Origin of the sequence: Pseudoalteromonas sp. bablab_jr010, assembly GCF_016464105.1 — a bacterium.
GTDB lineage: Bacteria > Pseudomonadota > Gammaproteobacteria > Enterobacterales > Alteromonadaceae > Pseudoalteromonas > Pseudoalteromonas simplex.
Genome location: NZ_JACDWV010000200.1, coordinates 17,710 through 34,370, shown reverse-complemented (window position 1 = coordinate 34,370; position 16,661 = coordinate 17,710). Strand labels below are relative to the sequence as shown.

The 16,661-nt window shown below is 42.2% G+C and carries 20 protein-coding genes; 10 read left to right on the top strand and 10 right to left on the bottom strand.

The annotated features are described in order from the left end of the window. Positions 1 to 251: 251 nt before the first annotated feature. The 3 genes from rpsI to zapE all read right to left on the bottom strand — a co-directional run bounded on the left by rpsI (position 252) and on the right by zapE (position 2,501). Positions 252 to 644 carry a 30S ribosomal protein S9 gene (gene rpsI, locus JIG37_RS20745; protein ID WP_095209788.1) on the bottom strand — a complete coding sequence of 131 codons (393 nt, stop codon included), beginning with the start codon at positions 642 to 644 and terminating at the stop codon, positions 252 to 254. Between the two features lie 8 nt (positions 645 to 652). Next, positions 653 to 1,081 (bottom strand): 50S ribosomal protein L13, encoded by a 429-nt coding sequence (gene rplM / locus JIG37_RS20740; RefSeq protein WP_054554177.1) that lies wholly within the window; start codon positions 1,079 to 1,081, stop codon positions 653 to 655. Between the two features lie 331 nt (positions 1,082 to 1,412). Further along, positions 1,413 to 2,501, bottom strand: a complete 1,089-nt coding sequence (zapE, locus tag JIG37_RS20735) for a cell division protein ZapE (protein WP_054554176.1) — start codon at positions 2,499 to 2,501, stop codon at positions 1,413 to 1,415. Between the two features lie 178 nt (positions 2,502 to 2,679). On the opposite strand from zapE, the gene JIG37_RS20730 reads away from it, so the two are divergent. The 3 genes from JIG37_RS20730 (at position 2,680) to JIG37_RS20720 (ending at position 5,780) form a co-directional block, all read left to right on the top strand. Further along, positions 2,680 to 3,123, top strand: a complete 444-nt coding sequence (locus tag JIG37_RS20730; RefSeq protein ID WP_054561090.1) for a YhcB family protein — start codon at positions 2,680 to 2,682, stop codon at positions 3,121 to 3,123. Between the two features lie 123 nt (positions 3,124 to 3,246). Beyond that, positions 3,247 to 4,599 (top strand): Do family serine endopeptidase, encoded by a 1,353-nt coding sequence (locus JIG37_RS20725; RefSeq protein WP_138602010.1) that lies wholly within the window; start codon positions 3,247 to 3,249, stop codon positions 4,597 to 4,599. A gap of 98 nt (positions 4,600 to 4,697) precedes the next feature. Then, the gene (locus JIG37_RS20720; protein ID WP_166339581.1) at positions 4,698 to 5,780 is read left to right on the top strand and encodes a trypsin-like peptidase domain-containing protein; all 1,083 of its coding nucleotides are present in this window, start codon (positions 4,698 to 4,700) and stop codon (positions 5,778 to 5,780) included. Between the two features lie 67 nt (positions 5,781 to 5,847). Here JIG37_RS20720 and murA read toward each other — a convergent pair whose 3' ends face one another. From murA to JIG37_RS20685, 7 genes are read right to left on the bottom strand one after another with little or no spacing between them, the layout of a single operon-like run. Next, the gene (murA, locus tag JIG37_RS20715; RefSeq protein ID WP_199530187.1) at positions 5,848 to 7,107 is read right to left on the bottom strand and encodes a UDP-N-acetylglucosamine 1-carboxyvinyltransferase; all 1,260 of its coding nucleotides are present in this window, start codon (positions 7,105 to 7,107) and stop codon (positions 5,848 to 5,850) included. Positions 7,108 to 7,122: 15 nt separating this feature from the next. After that, on the bottom strand, positions 7,123 to 7,380 hold the full coding sequence (locus tag JIG37_RS20710; RefSeq protein WP_054554171.1) for a BolA family protein: 258 nt from the start codon (positions 7,378 to 7,380) through the stop codon (positions 7,123 to 7,125). A 5-nt stretch (positions 7,381 to 7,385) separates the two neighbouring features. Beyond that, positions 7,386 to 7,679: an STAS domain-containing protein gene (locus JIG37_RS20705; protein ID WP_054554170.1), complete on the bottom strand. Its 294-nt coding sequence runs from the start codon at positions 7,677 to 7,679 to the stop codon at positions 7,386 to 7,388. Next, on the bottom strand, positions 7,672 to 8,349 hold the full coding sequence (locus tag JIG37_RS20700) for an ABC transporter substrate-binding protein (RefSeq protein WP_054554169.1): 678 nt from the start codon (positions 8,347 to 8,349) through the stop codon (positions 7,672 to 7,674). The genes JIG37_RS20705 and JIG37_RS20700 overlap by 8 nt, the downstream gene beginning before the upstream one ends. A 2-nt stretch (positions 8,350 to 8,351) precedes the next feature. Next, positions 8,352 to 8,900, bottom strand: coding sequence for an outer membrane lipid asymmetry maintenance protein MlaD (mlaD, locus tag JIG37_RS20695; RefSeq protein WP_054554168.1), 549 nt, complete (start codon positions 8,898 to 8,900; stop codon positions 8,352 to 8,354). A gap of 13 nt (positions 8,901 to 8,913) precedes the next feature. After that, positions 8,914 to 9,693: a lipid asymmetry maintenance ABC transporter permease subunit MlaE gene (gene mlaE, locus JIG37_RS20690; RefSeq protein WP_054554167.1), complete on the bottom strand. Its 780-nt coding sequence runs from the start codon at positions 9,691 to 9,693 to the stop codon at positions 8,914 to 8,916. After that, a complete protein-coding gene (locus JIG37_RS20685; protein ID WP_138616448.1) occupies positions 9,686 to 10,504 on the bottom strand; it encodes an ATP-binding cassette domain-containing protein in 819 nt (272 codons plus the stop codon). Before JIG37_RS20685 ends, mlaE begins: the two co-directional genes overlap by 8 nt. A 248-nt stretch (positions 10,505 to 10,752) precedes the next feature. On the opposite strand from JIG37_RS20685, the gene JIG37_RS20680 reads away from it, so the two are divergent. The 7 genes from JIG37_RS20680 to JIG37_RS20650 all read left to right on the top strand — a co-directional run bounded on the left by JIG37_RS20680 (position 10,753) and on the right by JIG37_RS20650 (position 16,638). Then, entirely contained in the window at positions 10,753 to 11,721 is a 969-nt protein-coding gene (locus tag JIG37_RS20680) for a calcium/sodium antiporter (protein ID WP_199530186.1), read from the top strand. 3 nt (positions 11,722 to 11,724) lie between these two features. Next, positions 11,725 to 12,696 carry a KpsF/GutQ family sugar-phosphate isomerase gene (locus JIG37_RS20675; RefSeq protein ID WP_187491006.1) on the top strand — a complete coding sequence of 324 codons (972 nt, stop codon included), beginning with the start codon at positions 11,725 to 11,727 and terminating at the stop codon, positions 12,694 to 12,696. Between the two features lie 3 nt (positions 12,697 to 12,699). Beyond that, entirely contained in the window at positions 12,700 to 13,251 is a 552-nt protein-coding gene (gene kdsC, locus JIG37_RS20670) for a 3-deoxy-manno-octulosonate-8-phosphatase KdsC (RefSeq protein WP_138602001.1), read from the top strand. Continuing rightward, the gene (gene lptC, locus JIG37_RS20665; protein WP_054554162.1) at positions 13,248 to 13,802 is read left to right on the top strand and encodes an LPS export ABC transporter periplasmic protein LptC; all 555 of its coding nucleotides are present in this window, start codon (positions 13,248 to 13,250) and stop codon (positions 13,800 to 13,802) included. Before kdsC ends, lptC begins: the two co-directional genes overlap by 4 nt. Further along, on the top strand, positions 13,792 to 14,313 hold the full coding sequence (gene lptA, locus JIG37_RS20660; RefSeq protein ID WP_187491004.1) for a lipopolysaccharide transport periplasmic protein LptA: 522 nt from the start codon (positions 13,792 to 13,794) through the stop codon (positions 14,311 to 14,313). Before lptC ends, lptA begins: the two co-directional genes overlap by 11 nt. Further along, entirely contained in the window at positions 14,310 to 15,035 is a 726-nt protein-coding gene (gene lptB / locus JIG37_RS20655) for an LPS export ABC transporter ATP-binding protein (RefSeq protein WP_054554160.1), read from the top strand. The genes lptA and lptB overlap by 4 nt, the downstream gene beginning before the upstream one ends. A 106-nt stretch (positions 15,036 to 15,141) precedes the next feature. Next, positions 15,142 to 16,638, top strand: a complete 1,497-nt coding sequence (locus JIG37_RS20650) for an RNA polymerase factor sigma-54 (protein ID WP_054554159.1) — start codon at positions 15,142 to 15,144, stop codon at positions 16,636 to 16,638. Positions 16,639 to 16,661: the final 23 nt, after the last annotated feature.

The following is a 16,661-nucleotide window of genomic DNA, read 5'->3' as shown; positions in this document are numbered from 1 at the left end:
TCAGCTATCAGCTATCAGCTATCAGCTATCAGCTATCAGCTATCAGCTATCAGCTATCAGCTATCAGCTATCAGCTATCAGCTATCAAAAGCTTAAAACCCGAGAAATGAATGTAAAGCTATTGTTGTTTAAAAGCATAAATGATGGAACCCCCTCTCGATCTGCTAAAAACTGACTACTGAAAGCTGGCAGCTCCAAAAACAAAAAACCCAGCCGAAGCTGGGTTTTTGGTATTCTGATAAACGTAAATATTAACGTTTTGAGAATTGTGGACGCTTACGTGCTTTCTTAAGACCCACTTTCTTACGCTCAACTTTACGTGCATCACGTGTAACGAAACCTGCTTTACGAAGTGTAGGACGTAGAGACTCGTCAAACTCCATAAGTGCACGAGTGATACCGTGACGGATAGCACCAGCTTGACCAGTTGTACCACCACCTGAAACAGTGATGTGTAGGTCAAACTTTTCAGTCATTTCTACGTGCTCTAATGCTTGACGAACAACCATGCGAGCAGTCTCACGACCGAAGTACTCTTCTAGAGAGCGCTTGTTGATTACGATGTTACCAGTGCCTGGGCGTAAGAATACGCGAGCACTTGAACTTTTACGACGACCTGTACCGTAGTATTGATTTGCCATGATAGTGCTCCTTAAATGTCTAGAACCTGAGGCTGTTGTGCAGCATGGTTGTGCTCAGTACCTGAGTAAACTTTAAGTTTACGGTACATTGCGCGGCCTAAAGGACCACGTGGCAACATGCCTTTAACAGCTTTTTCGATGATCATTTCAGGCTTTGCAGCTTGAAGCTTGTCGAAAGTAGTAGACTTAAGACCACCTGGGAAACCAGTGTGTGCGTGGTACATTTTGTCTTTTGCTTTATTACCAGTAACAGTAACTTTCTCAGCGTTGATAACGATGATGTAATCACCAGTATCTACGTGAGGAGTGTATTCAGCTTTATGCTTACCGCGTAGGCGACGAGCGATTTCAGTAGCGATGCGACCTAAAGTTTTACCTTCAGCGTCAACTACGTACCAGTCACGTTTTACTGTTTCTGGCTTAGCAACAAACGTTTTCATTTATTAAAATCCAATGTTTTTTAATTAAAACCACAGGTAATTATTATTAATTACCGCTCTAAGTTGAATGCTTTAACCCCTTCGAGTTTAAGACTTTGAGCCATCAATTAGAGGCTAAACTAATATCTGGCAATAGAACGCAACGTGGCAGACGCGGGAGTATACCAGCACTTGAACCACATTGCTATATGATGGTTGTTTTTTATTCGAGAAAATCGGCTATCAGCTAAGTGCGCGCGAAATAAATTTCACGCCTACATCAATCGTAGGCGTCACGCTTGCTTGGCGCGCCTTACATTCAACACCGTTCGGCTGAAAGCTGACAGCTCTACTACGCTAAATGCTCTTTTGCTAAGTATTCTAACGATTGCATTTCTTGTAGTCGGCTAATACAGCGCTTAAATTCAAAATTTAAGTTACCTTCGCTATATAGCTCGGTTATTGGCTTTTCAGCAGAGATAATCAGCGTAACATGACGCTCGTAGAATTCATCCACTAACGCGATAAAACGACGTGCGGCATCATCATTGGCTTGCCCAAGAGCTTTTACGTTCGACAAAATCACCGTGTTATAAAGTCGGCTTATTTCCATGTAATCAACTTGGCTGCGGGCTGTTTCGCATAGTTCACTAAACTCAAACATAGCAATACAGTCAGACACTTTACGGGTTTTGATCATCCGCCCTTCAATTTCAATTTCTTTATCGAGCACACCCGGCTCAGGTGACAACTTATCGAAGTATTCAAATAAATTATCATCAGCTTGCTTATCAAGCGGACTATGGAAAATTTCGGCTTGCTCAAGGGTACGTAAGCGATAATCAACCCCCGAGTCTACATTAACAATTTCGGTGTTGGCTTTTACTAACTCAATTGCTGGTAAGAAACGTGCACGTTGCAAACCGTTTCGATACAGCTCATCAGGCACGATGTTTGACGTAGCTACCAGCACAATGCCGCGCTCAAATAAGGCTTCCATCAAACCACCTAGCAGCATTGCATCAGTGATATCTTGCACAAAAAATTCATCAAAACAGATAATATCTGTTTCTGATTTAAAGATATCTGCAACCACATTTAATGGATTACTGGTATTTTTTAACTTTTTCAGCTCATCATGCACGCGATGCATAAAACGGTGAAAGTGCACACGCATCTTACGATCAGTAGGTAAAGCTTCGTAGAACGTATCAACTAAATAGGTCTTACCTCTACCTACTCCGCCCCAAAAATACAGCCCTTTTATACTTGGCGTGCTATCTTTAGAGAATAGTTTGGCAAACCACCCCTTCGCGGCCGGTTTGTCTGCCGTTAGGTCATCATAGAGTCTTTGCAAATGGCGCACTGCATTTTCTTGCGCTGCATCATGAACAAAGTCTTCACGTTGTAAATCTTGTTGGTATTTCTGCCAAGGAGTCATAGGTCGTTACAATAAAACACAGTTAAATTTGCACAGTATATTAACACGCATCGTATCTCAGGGTATATTAGCCCGCAGTATGATTTCACAATCAAATTAAGCATATTTTAATAATGATTGGACTATAAATGCTTTTAAAGCATTTGTTTTTGTTATTTTTTCCCAAAGGGGTAGATTTATGGGCACAATTACCTGGATAGGTATTCTAATCATCGTTGCAATTTCAGCATTCTTCATTGGTGCTTTTGCAACCAAAAAACAATTTAAGCAAGACGAACTAGAACAACAAGTCGAGCAAGCTAACAATGCACTTGAACAATATCGTCAAGATGTAGCTGATCATCTAGCGAGCACAGGTAAGCTAGTATCTAAAATGAAAGATAACTACGACCAGCTACTGAACCATGTAGAAGAAACAAATAAACTGCTACTTGCTGATAAAAAACAGCACCCAAATGAGCCGTTCTTTTCTAAAGAAACAACTGAGCAATTACAAAACTCATTACAAGACCGCAGAGGCGATCGTTCAAGTGCTGAAGCTCAGCCTGCTGACTATGTTGTTGGTGAAACGGGCTTGTTCACTGGCTCAGAGAAAGTTTCAGAACATTCTAAAGCCTCTTGATGAACTTTTTTTTGACCCCATAGTCATTAGATATAACAGCTTTATATCTAAACCAAGAAAAGGGCTGCTTATGCAGCCCTTTTTAGTTTTTGCTTTATCTCTGAAGTGGAGTAAACCCAGACTATGAAAATGAAATTATCTGTTATCAGTGCTGCTATTTTATCTTCTAGCTTATTATTAAGCCCTGCAATTTCAATGGCAAAACTTCCTGTTGCTGTAAATGGTCAACAATTGCCAACCCTCGCACCTATGCTTGAGCAAATCACACCGGGCGTGGTGAGCATTCAAGTATCAGGCTCCAAAGAAGTTCGCCGCCGTGCGACTCCATTTGATGACTTTTTTGGTGTTCCTCGTGGTGGCAGTCAAAAGCGTGAATTTAGTGGCCTAGGCTCAGGTGTGATCATTGATGCAGACGAAGGGTACGTGGTTACTAATAACCATGTTATCGAAGATGCCGAAAAAATGGTGGTGACCTTAGAAGATGGCCGCGAATATGACGCGACCAAAATTGGTAGTGATAAAGAGTCAGATATTGCCTTGCTGCAAATTGATGCTGAAGACTTAACAGCGCTTAAAATTGCCGATTCAGATCAGTTACGTGTAGGTGATTTTGCTGTTGCCATTGGTAATCCATTTGGTCTAAGTCACACAGTAACATCAGGTATCGTCAGTGCCCTTGGCCGTAGCGGTTTAAATATAGAGGGCTATGAAGACTTTATTCAAACCGATGCAGCTATCAACCAAGGCAACTCAGGCGGCGCTTTAGTGAACCTTAATGGTGAACTGATTGGTATCAACACTGCTATCTTAGGTGCATCAGGTGGTAATGTGGGGATTGGTTTTGCCATTCCATCTACCATGATGAAAAACCTTGTTGACCAGATCATCGAACACGGTGAAGTGCGTCGTGGCTCGCTGGGTATTTCAGGTCGACCACTTGATGCAGGCCTCGCTAAAGCACAACAGCTAGACGTAAAACAAGGCGCTTACGTTATGCAAGTAATGGATGATACAGCAGCAAGTAAAGCGGGTATCAAAGCGGGTGATGTAATCATTAGCGTTGATGGTACTGAAATTAGTGGTTTCCATGAATTACGCAGTAAAATTGCTACCCTTGGCGAAGGCAAAAAAGTAAAACTGGGCATTTACCGAGATGGCAAAATCAAAACCGTTAATGTCACATTAGATGGTGCATCAGCAACGACTGCTGCTGGCGAAGAAACGCACCCAGCTTTCCAAGGAGCGACATTAGAAAATACCCAGAAGAGTGATGGTAAGGGTGTTGAAGTAACCGGCGTACAAGCGCGTTCTCCAGCTGCTCGTGTCGGCCTTGAAGAAGGTGATGTGATCATGCAAGTGAACCGTCAACGCGTTGAAACAATCCGCGACATGAATAAGATCATCGAAAATACCAAAGGTAACATCGTACTAGGTGTTAAACGAGGTAGAGAGCTTATTTTCGTACTTATTCAGTAAACCTAGTTGATAAATCATGAAAAAATAACAGCGGTGCTTGCCGCTGTTATTTTTTTTGTGCCATCATTAAGGGATTGCTCACTGATAATAAGAATACTGTGCTGAAACTTTTAAAATTTATCCTTCCACCGCTTTTCACTGGTTTAGGCATTGCCTTTTTAGTGGTTTTATTTAGCCCAAGCCTTCGTAGCACACTGTTACCAGATATGAATTTACCTGCAGCGATATCCTCTGAACATATGAGCTTTGCTGATGCAGTACAAAAAGCAGCGCCGTCGGTTGTTACTATTTTTTCAGAAAGCATTTCCAATCAACCGCGCTATAAACGTCAAAACACCGTTCAAGCTCTTGGCTCTGGTGTGATCATGACCCAAGACGGCTATATCTTGACTAACTACCATGTAATCAAAAATGCCGACCTCATTATTGTTACGCTCGCTGATGGCCGTCGTTTTTATGATGTACAAGTGATTGGTTTTGATACTCAAACAGATTTAGCACTGTTAAAGATCAGCGCTGAGCATTTACCAAAGATTCCAGTGAACGATAAATTTAAACCACGTGTAGGTGATGTTGTTTTAGCGATAGGTAACCCGCTTAACTTAGGTCAAACCATTACCCAAGGTATTATCAGTGCGACGGGTAAACAAAACTTAATCGATAGCCCTTACAGCAGCCTATTACAGATGGATGCTGCGATTAACGTGGGCAACTCAGGTGGCGCGTTAGTCAATTCAAGAGGTGACTTAGTCGGTATTACCTCGGCACAATTTAAAACTCATGAAAATCTCGATATTCAGGGTATTTTCTTTGCGGTGCCTTACTCGATTGCCAAAGATGTGATGGATAAACTAATAAAGCATGGCCGTGTCGTACGTGGCTATTTAGGCTTTAGTGGCACCGGCATTGATAGTACAGGTAAAGATGTTAGCGATAACTTTACGCCTGTTGCAGGTATGCGTATTTCTCAACTTGATCCATTTGGTCCAGCCTGGAAAGCAGGTATTAGAGAAACAGATATTGTAGTTAAAATTGGCGGTATTGCAGTAGCAAACCCACAACAAGTGCTCGAGAAACTGGCCAATACAGAGCCAGGAAAAGAACTTGAGTTTGAAGTATATCGCAATGGCAAAATCTTAAAAGTAATGGTGACTGTTGCAGAACTCGAAGACGAGCAGTAGTTACTTAGGTAATACAGATACAAAAAAGGCCTAACAAGTGTTAGGCCTTTTTTGGAAGTCTTAGCGATTAGCTTGAACGGCGCCTGATATTAGCACCTAGCGCACTCAGCTTATCTTCAATGCGTTGATAACCACGGTCTACGTGATAGATGCGGTCAACAATAGTCTCACCTTGAGCAACAATCCCTGTCAAAATAAGGCTCGCTGAAGCACGTAAATCAGTTGCCATCACTTGCGCGCCTGATAGGCTTTCTGTATCCCCACAAATTGCCGTATTACCTTCTAAGCGAATGTTTGCGCCCATACGCTGTAACTCTGGTACGTGCATAAAACGGTTTTCAAAAATCGTTTCTGTGATGGTTGCACTGCCTTTCGCTACCACATTTAAAGCTGTAAACTGCGCTTGCATATCGGTAGGGAAACCCGGGTGTGGCATAGTCTTAATATTAACTGCTTTTAATTCGCGGCCACGCATATCAAGATAAATGCTGTTATCAGTGACTTCAACCAAGGCATTGGTAGCGCGTAGTTTTTCAATCACAGGATCAAGACTATGGTGGTCTGTATTTTTACAAAGCACTTCACCGCCAGCCATTGCCGCCGCAACCAAGAAGGTACCTGTTTCAATGCGATCAGGAAGAATGCTGTACTCACAACCCGATAGTGACTCAACCCCTTCAATTTCGATACGGCTAGTGCCTGCACCGCTGATCTTCGCACCCATCGCAATTAAGCAATTAGCAAGATCGGTAATTTCAGGTTCGCGAGCGGCATTTTCAAGTACAGTTTTACCATCAGCCAGCGTTGCTGCCATTAGTAAGTTTTCTGTTGCGCCAACACTGACCATCTCCATAAAGATTTCAGCACCTTTTAAGCGACCATCAACCTTAGCGTTGATATAACCATTTTCAACCTTGATGATAGCGCCCATGCGCTCGAGGCCTTGAATATGGATATCAACTGGGCGGGCACCAATCGCACAACCACCTGGCAGTGATACTTGCGCTTGGCCAAAACGGGCAACTAAAGGGCCTAATGCAAGCACAGAGGCACGCATTTGCTTTACCAGCTCGTACGGTGCAAGCGTTTTATCAACCGTCGCACCATCAATGATTAGTTTGTCTTGCTGCCATTCGACATTTGCACCCAGCGTTTTTAACAAGGCTTCTGTGGTGCCGATATCGCGTAAACGAGGAACATTACTAAAGGTACTTTTGCCCTGCCCTAAAAGCGCAGCAAAAAGAATTGGAAGAGCGGCATTTTTAGCGCCAGAAATAGTGACTTCACCTGCCAGCGAGGTGCCACCTTGAATAACAAATTGATCCATTTGGAGGCCCTGCGACTATTGAGGTAAAATAAATTTTTGTTCGCGTTTCCATTCAGTCGGTGTGAACGCTTTGATAGATACAGCGTGGATTGTACCGTCTGAGATTGTTGACATTAACGGAGCATAAACCAACTGTTGCTTCTTCACGCGAGATAAACCATCAAAACACTCACCAACAGCAATCACTTCGTAGTGGCTACCATTTGCTTTAACAATCACTTCATCTAGTTTTAATTCGTCGCGTAATAACGTTTCGACTTGGCTCGTTTCCATAAATCTCACTCAAATAAGTTTGTGACCTGACCCAACTGCATTAAGTTTTGCAATTGCTCAGGGCTATTTTGCAGTTCAAGGTGAATGCCTTGCTGCTTTAATTCTGCGAAAGAGTGAATTAACCAAGCTAAGCCCGCCGTGTCAACCCTAGAAAGCCCAGAAAGGTCAAAATACCATGTTTTATGCTTAGTATCTGGCTTAACGTTCAGAAGCCGTTCACGACCAATTGAATTTCGAGTCAGTTCGCCACTGACTCGAAACTGGTTCTCTTCAAGTTGAGTAATCTCGACTTTACTCATTGCCACCTTCACCTCTGAACTGAACTGGCAACTGGCTCTTCTGCTCCAATAAATCACTCACATATTCTATACCTTGTTGGCGTAAAATACCTTGTAATTCACTTTGTTTAGCATCTAATAAGCTAATACCTTCCGCAATCATGTCATAGGCTCGCCAATCACCATCACGATCCTCGCGTACCTTAAAATCGATTTTAATATCTGGCTTACCCGGCTCAACAATTTTTGTTTTCACTACTACGACATCTTGGCCTTTGAAAGGCTGCGCAGGTGCGAACTCAACGCTTTGATTAGTGTACTGTGTAAACACGCCAGCGTAAGTGGCGATTAAATATTTTTGAAATACATCAATAAAGCGCTGCAACTCTTTAATTGCTTTCGCTTTTTCTTCTTTATCTTCGATAGCGCGCACCTTTGATACATGATTACCTAATACGCGCAGTGCAGCATATTTGTAGTCTATGTAAGGCATCAGCTCTTCTTCAACGATAACGCGTAAATGCTCTTTATCTTTCGCAATTAGAGGCTGATCTTTAGAAATACGCGCAAACGTATGATCAGATACTTTACGCACCATTTTATAAGGATCTTTTAAATCAATATTTGCATCAGCTGCATTGACATTTAACGTCAGCAGCATGCCCAAACATACTAAAAACTTCTTAAACATAATTATTCACTTCCTTGGTTGAATAAGAACTGACCTATCAATTCTTCTAAAACTAATGCTGATTTTGTGTCGGTAATGTAGTCACCATTGGCAAGAGCCTTACTTTCAACACCAAACAGCTCATCTAAGCCAGCATCTTGTTCATTAACAGTCACTTCATTGCCCATACAACGCTGCTCAGCAGATTCTGGGGCAATAACAGGGTTAATACCTAAATACTGTTCACCTAAAATACCTGACGTTAAAATAGAGATTGAGGTTGTGTCTGAAAACTTACATAAGTAATTAGCATCAATCGCCATATTAACCACCGGCACAAACTCTTTTGGATGGATAAAAATAGATTCAACTCGACCAACAACCACACCACCTACTTTGATAGGCGCTCTTGCTTTTAAAGAACCAATATTCTCAAACTTTGCGTTAAGTTGGTAAGTTTCACCACTCCCACTAATGCCAGCATTCGCAACTTTAAATGCTAATAATGCAAATGCAGCGATACCAAGGGCTACAAAAAAGCCAACTAATATTTCTAATTTCCGTGAATTCATCTTAATACCCTAATTAGCTGGTAAACATTACCGCTGTTAAAATAAAGTCAAAACCTAATACTGCCAATGACGAGTGCACAACGGTTTCTGTTGTGGCCTTACTGATCCCCTCAGATGTAGGAACACAGTCATAGCCTTTGTAAAGTGCAATCCAAGTCACAATCATGGCGAATACAAAACTCTTAATCATGCCGTTCACAATATCTTGTTGAAACGACACTTGCGCTTGCATGATTGACCAGAAGCTTCCTGAGTCAACACCAAGCCAATCAACACCCACTAAATGAGCGCCGATAATAGCAACCGCAGAAAATATTAGTGCAAGCAATGGCATACTGATAAAACCAGCCCAAAAACGCGGTGCAATAATGCGTTTAAGTGGATCGATCGCCATCATTTCTAAACTTGATAATTGTTCAGTCGCTTTCATTAACCCAATTTCAGCAGTAAGCGCACTACCCGCGCGACCAGCAAACAGTAATGCTGTTACTACAGGGCCTAACTCACGTAACAAGCTCAATGCCACTAAGGGTCCTAAGCTATCTTCAGCACCATAGCCTACTAATACGGTGTAACCTTGCAGAGCGAGCACCATACCGATAAATAGGCCTGACACCATGATGATCAAAAGAGATTGCGAGCCCACCATATATAATTGGCGAACAAGTAAAGGTGTGCCTTTTTTAAAGTTTGGCACATTAACGAGTGCACCAAACAGCATTTGAGTAGAACGACCAAGCGCGGCAAAGCGCCCTAGCGTTTTGTGACCTAACTTCTGGAATAGATCAAGCATTATGCACTCCTAGTAATTCATCATCATACACAGGAGCTGGGAAATGGAATGGCACAGGGCCATCCGATAAACCATTTAAGAACTGTTGCACAAGCTCAGATTCATGGTTTTGCATTTGCTCAGGTGACCCTTCGCCTATCACTCCTTGATCAGCAATGATGATCACGTGGTCGGCAATACTCATAACTTCTGTTACATCATGAGTTACGATCAGTGATGATAAACCTAACACCTCATTCAGTGACTTAATAAGTTTAACAAGCACACCCATGGAAATAGGATCTTGACCAGCAAAAGGCTCATCATACATGATAAGTTCTGGATCAAGGGCAATTGAACGCGCTAAAGCAGCACGACGAGCCATACCACCTGAAAGCTCAGACGGCATTAAATCTTGTGCACCACGCAGACCAACAGCTTGTAATTTCATTAAAACAACAAGGCGGATTAAATCTTCGCTAAGCTGAGTATGTTCGCGCAAAGGAAAGGCGATATTGTCAAACACTGACATATCGGTAAATAAAGCGCCGCTTTGAAACAGCATGCTCATTTTGGTACGGGCGGCGTAAAGTTCCTTGCGAGTCATGCTAGGAATGCTTTTGCCTTCAAATAAAATGTCACCAGAGTCAGGCTTCAGCTGACCGCCAATTAAGCGTAACATGGTGGTTTTACCAATGCCGCTCGGTCCCATGATAGCGGTAATCTTGCCTTTCGGAATGTTAAAACTCATATTTTTATATATGATTCTATCGCCCCGTGAAAAGGTTACATCCTTGATTTCTACTATTGATTGCGACAAGTCGCTCTCCATAACGTTTTTCACTAGTTTTGCCATTTTAAGGGTTTTTTAGTCAAGATGGAAAAAACAAATCGTAAAATTTTGTAATATTTTCTATCAATAAATTCTAAAGCTAGCTGTAAAGAGCTTAACGACACCTGAAATTTAGTTTCCTTACCAAGCACGCTTTATGCTTGCCAGCCCATTCTTTTACTTATACTTTCAGGTTCGCTTTTGTTACTATTTGCAGTCATCTGTATAAGTAATGTTGGCGTATCACAATGGTGACTTCTTTTGTCATTTTAATTATTGGCTTTGCTGCACTCGTCTGGAGTGCTGATCGGTTTGTTTATGGGGCGGCTGCACTGGCAAAAAATATGGGGATCCCCACCCTAATCATTGGTTTAACCGTTGTTGCTATGGGCTCATCAGCCCCTGAAATGATGGTATCTGCATCGGCAGCACTTGCCGGTAAAACAGATACTGCGGTAGGTAATGCGGTCGGCTCTAACATTACTAACATCTTACTTGTACTTGGTGTCACAGCTTTACTGCGCCCTCTTTCAGTATCTTCAATGACACTCAAACGCGAAATGCCGCTGGTACTGTTAATCTCAGTAGCCGCTTGGTATGTGTTCTCAGATAACTATTTTTCGTTCGCTGAAGGCATTGCCTTGATGATTGCCTTTGCGGTGTTCATTGGTGGCTTAGTTATTGTGTCTCTGCGTGCTAAAAATCAAGATGACCCATTCGTCAGCGAAGCGTGTGAAGACGTTCCGAACGATGTCAGTACCAAATCAGCCATATTCTGGTTAGTTATCGGTATGATTTTATTACCAGTCAGTTCACACTTTTTAGTTGAATCAGCCGTTGATATCGCAAAATATTTTGGTCTATCTGACCTTGTTATCGGCTTAACCATAATTGCTATTGGTACCAGCTTACCAGAGCTAGCGGCTTGTATTGCAGGGGTTTTAAAAAACGAAGACGACTTAGCACTTGGTAATATCGTTGGCTCAAATATTTTCAATTTACTCGCCGTATTACCACTTGCGGGTATTATCAACCCTTCAATTATTGACCCTTCTGCGGCAAACCGCGATGCACTTATCATGATTGCAGCAACCGTTGTATTGATTGCCATGTCATTGAACTTTAAAGGTGCTCGTCGTATCAATAGAGTAGAAGGTGGCTTACTGTTAGTCGCATTTATTGCATATCAGGGCTATATTTTCAGCCAAGTAGGATAATTAATGACACAACCTAGCTTTATCGCGCAGGGTAAGCGCGTACTCGAAATTGAAGCACAAGCTTTACAAGAAATTGAGCAATATATAAATCAAGATTTCGATAATGCTTGCCAATTAATGTTCCAATGTACAGGTCGTATTATTGTGATTGGTATGGGCAAGTCTGGCCATGTAGGTAATAAAATTGCAGCAACCCTTGCAAGTACTGGCACTCCGGCATTTTTTGTTCATCCTGGCGAAGCTAGCCACGGTGATTTAGGAATGATCACCCGCGACGATGTGGTGATGTGTATTTCAAATTCAGGTGAGACCAGCGAAGTACTCAGTATTATCCCTGTTATTAAGCGCATTGGCGCAAAAATGATTTCATTAACAGGCAACCCAGACTCAACAATGGCAAAACTGTCTGATGTTCATGTGTGCATCAAAGTTAGCCAAGAAGCGTGTCCGTTAGGCCTTGCCCCAACGGCAAGCACCACTGCAACCTTGGTTATGGGCGATGCAATGGCGGTTGCGCTACTAGAAACCCGAGGTTTCACTGCCGACGATTTTGCACTTTCGCACCCTGGTGGCAGCTTAGGTAAACGTTTATTACTTACATTAGATGATGTGATGCACGCAGGCGACGCAACGCCAATCGTTAGCGAAATCCAAAGCATCAAAGATGCATTGATTGAAATGTCAGCCAAAGGCCTTGGTATGACCGCAGTGATTGGTGCAGATGAAAAGTTAGCCGGGTTATTCACTGATGGTGACTTACGCCGTATTTTAGAACAGCGCATCGATATCCATAACACGGCAATTAGCCAAGTGATGACCCGCTCATGCACGACGGCTCGCCCTGACATGCTTGCGGCTGAAGCTTTAAATATTATGGAGCATAAACGTATTAATGGTTTAATTGTGGTGGATCAAAGCAACACACCAATTGGTGCCCTTAATATGCAAGACTTATTAAAAGCAGGAGTTCTCTAAGCAATGACATTCGCCGAACTATACCAGCCCCTGAGCCCTGATGTGAGTCAGCGTGCTCAAAAAATAAAACTATTAATCTGTGATATTGATGGTGTTTTTTCTGATGGTCGAATTTATTTGGGTAATAATGGCGAAGAGCTTAAAGCATTCAATACTAAAGATGGTTTTGGTATTAAAGCACTCATTAATAGTGGCTTTGAAGTGGCAGTGATTACTGGCCGCCATTCACAAATAGTTCAGCAGCGAATGACTAGCCTAACAGTTCAGCACATTTATCAGGGACAAGAAGATAAGCTGATTGCTTATCAAGAGTTAAAGGATAAACTGGGGCTGACAGATGAACAGATTGCCTATATTGGTGATGATGGTCCAGACTTACCAGTTATGGAAAAAGTTGGCTTTGCTGTCGCAGTAAACGATGCACACCCGCTTATCAAGAAGCTGGCTCATTACACCACATTATTACCGGGTGGCTTTGGAGCCGTGCGTGAATTAACTGATTTACTGATGTTAGAAAACGGCAAGCCGTTAACTAGCGATGGAACCAGCGCATGAATATAGCCCGTATTTTACTGAGTATTGTTTTTGTCTGTTGCATGGTGTGGTTATGGTACCCGTACTTTAACCAGTCAACTGATACAATAACTAGTGAAGACGAGATCATCGCAACACCTGATTACACTGCCGTTGCTCTAAAGCAAACAGCTTATGACGAGCAAGGTAAAATTAGTCATAAAGTGGCAGCTGCAAAAATGGAGTTGTATCAACAATTAGGGTTTACCTTTTTTGAACAACCTATTTTTACTATTTATAGCGATCAGCAAGTTTGGCAAGTAAGAGCCAAAGAAGCTACTTTATACGAAAATGATCAGCTGATTTTTGAAGGGGATGTAGTTGCTAAAAACTTAACCCATAACGGTATGATCGAAGATATAAAAGCAGAAAATATTAATGTCGACATTGATAAAATGACGATGTTTTCAAAGCAACCTGTAACACTAACAGGACCGAATTTAAAAATTACCGGTAAAGGCTTAAAAGCCGATTTAAAAGCCGAAATTGTTGAGTTAACTAACCATACACGAACCATATACTATGACCAATAAACTGAAGAAATTACTCCTGATCCCAAGCTTATTGATTGCCTTTTCGGGCGCAGCTGCCGAGCAAACAGGCGCTCAAATTAGCATTAGCTCAGATCGCCAAATCGGTAAACTAAAAGATGGCGTTGGCATATTCGAAGGTAACGTAGAGATCGTGCATGGTGATCGTCGCATTACAGCAGAGCGACTTGAGGCACATGGCGGTGACACCGAAGGTACAGTCGAATTAATTATCGCTACAGGCAAACCAGCTTACTTCGAAGAAAAGCAAGCTGATGGTACCGTGATGAGCGCCAGCGCCGAAGAAGTTCGTTATGATGTTGCGAAGCGCTTCTTAACACTCAATGGCGAAGCTGAAGTCACTCAAGCGGGTCAAAAAGTAACGGCAAAAAGCATTACCTACGATATGGCTCAACAGCTGATCAGCGCAGAAAAAGACGAAAACTCAACAGATCGTGTACACACTATTTTAGTGCCTGTAGAAAATAAAAAAGACGATAAAGGCCAACCATGAGCACATTAAAAGCAGAGCTTTTAGCTAAAAGCTACAAAGGCCGCCAAGTGGTTAAAAATGTCGGTCTTGAAGTTGAAGCGGGCAGTATTGTTGGCTTGTTAGGGCCAAATGGTGCAGGTAAAACAACGACCTTCTATATGATTGTAGGCCTCGTACCAAGCGACAAAGGAAAAATAAGCATCGATGATAACGATATCACGCTTTTGCCAATGCACAGCCGTGCGCGCTTAGGTATTGGTTATCTACCACAAGAGTCGTCTATTTTTCGAAAATTAACAGTTTACCAAAACTTGATGGCCATATTAGAGACCCGCAAAGATCTTAACAAAACAACGCGCGAAGAGACGCTTAACAACTTATTAGATGAATTTAGCATTCAACATATTCGCGATAGCCAAGGTATGGCACTGTCAGGTGGTGAACGACGCCGCGTTGAAATTGCACGTGCATTAGCCGCTAATCCTAAATTTATCCTTTTAGATGAGCCTTTTGCTGGTGTTGATCCTATTTCAGTGTTAGATATAAAGAAAATTATTGAGCACCTAAAAAATCGTGGTATTGGTGTACTTATTACTGACCATAATGTTCGAGAAACCCTTGATGTTTGTGAAAAAGCCTACATTGTTTCTCATGGGGAGCTAATTGCATCAGGCACACCTGAGCACGTATTAGCAGACCAAACTGTACGTGATGTTTATCTAGGCGAGCAATTCAGGCTGTAACCATTACGCCACCGACTAGAGCATCTGCTAGACTTATACAATGACAATAAATCGATAACAGTGTCTTCACCGTTACCGATAACTTAAAAAGGATTGTTAGGGATACATGAGGCAATCATTACAGCTGCGCATGGGCCAGCAACTTACAATGACTCCACAACTGCAACAAGCCATTCGCTTGTTGCAGCTCAGTACATTGGATCTCCAGCAAGAAATTCAAGAAGCGCTTGATAGTAATCCTCTGCTTGAAGTGGAAGAAGCGGATTACAACGAAGAAAGCATCGGTAAGAATGAGCAAAAAGCGGAGTCTGACGATGTACAAGTCAGCGCGTCTGCCGACGAAGCACCTAGCGAATTCGAGCAAGAAAGCAGTGATGCTCTGAGTAAGGATACGGTTAGCGATGACTTAGCTATGGATGTTACGTGGGATGAGTACATGAGTGCCGCCCCATCAACATCGTCTGGGCCAATGCCTGAAGACGAGTCTATTTACCAAGGTGCTTCAACAGAAACACTGCAAGAATATTTAATGTGGCAACTACAGCTCACACCATTTAGTCCTACCGATGAAGCGATTGCCGTTGCCATCGTTGAAGCTATCGATGACTCAGGTATTTTAACGGTTAGCTGCGAAGATATTGTCGAAAGCTTTAATCAAAATAATGATGAAGAAGAAATCGAACTCGATGAAGTTGAAGCTGTCTTAAAAAGAATACAGTTATTCGATCCAGTTGGTATCGGCGCGCGAAGTTTACAAGAGTGCCTGTGTATACAACTTCGTCAATTCGATGCCAATACGCCATATTTAGCTGAAACTAAAATGGTTTTATCTGAGCATATCGAATTATTAGCAAGTCGCGACTATCGCACTTTAATGAAAAAGACTAAGCTTAAAGAAAACGAGCTTAAAGAAGTGATGACGCTCATTCACAGCTTAAATCCTAAGCCTGCGGATAGCATAGTACGCGAAGAATCTGAGTACGTCATACCCGATGTATCAGTGAAAAAAGTGAAAGGCCGCTGGGTAGTCGAGTTAAACCCAGATTGTATGCCAAAAATTAGAGTGAATAGCCAATATGCAGCGATGTCTCGCTCTGTTAAATCAAGTAGCGACAGCCAATTTATTCGTTCTCACTTACAAGAAGCAAAGTGGTTTATTAAGAGCTTAGAAAGCCGTAACGATACTTTACTAAAAGTGACCAACTGTATCGTGCAACAACAGCAAGCTTTCTTTGAACATGGCCCAGAAGCAATGAAGCCAATGGTGCTAAACGATGTCGCAGAAATGGTCGAAATGCATGAATCGACGATTTCTCGGGTTACAACACAAAAATATATGCATACCCCAAGGGGAATTTTTGAGTTGAAATATTTCTTCTCAAGCCATGTCAGCACCGAAAATGGTGGTGAGTGTTCTTCTACAGCAATTCGCGCTTTAATCAAGAAGTTAGTTGCTGCAGAAAACTCGGTTAAACCATTGAGTGATAGCAAAATTGCAGATATATTGGCTGAGCAAGGAATTAAAGTAGCTAGACGTACAATTGCAAAATATCGTGAGTCTCTAGCAATACCTCCGTCTAATCAGCGTAAAAGTCTGATTTAGACGTTTTACATAGAAGGAAAATG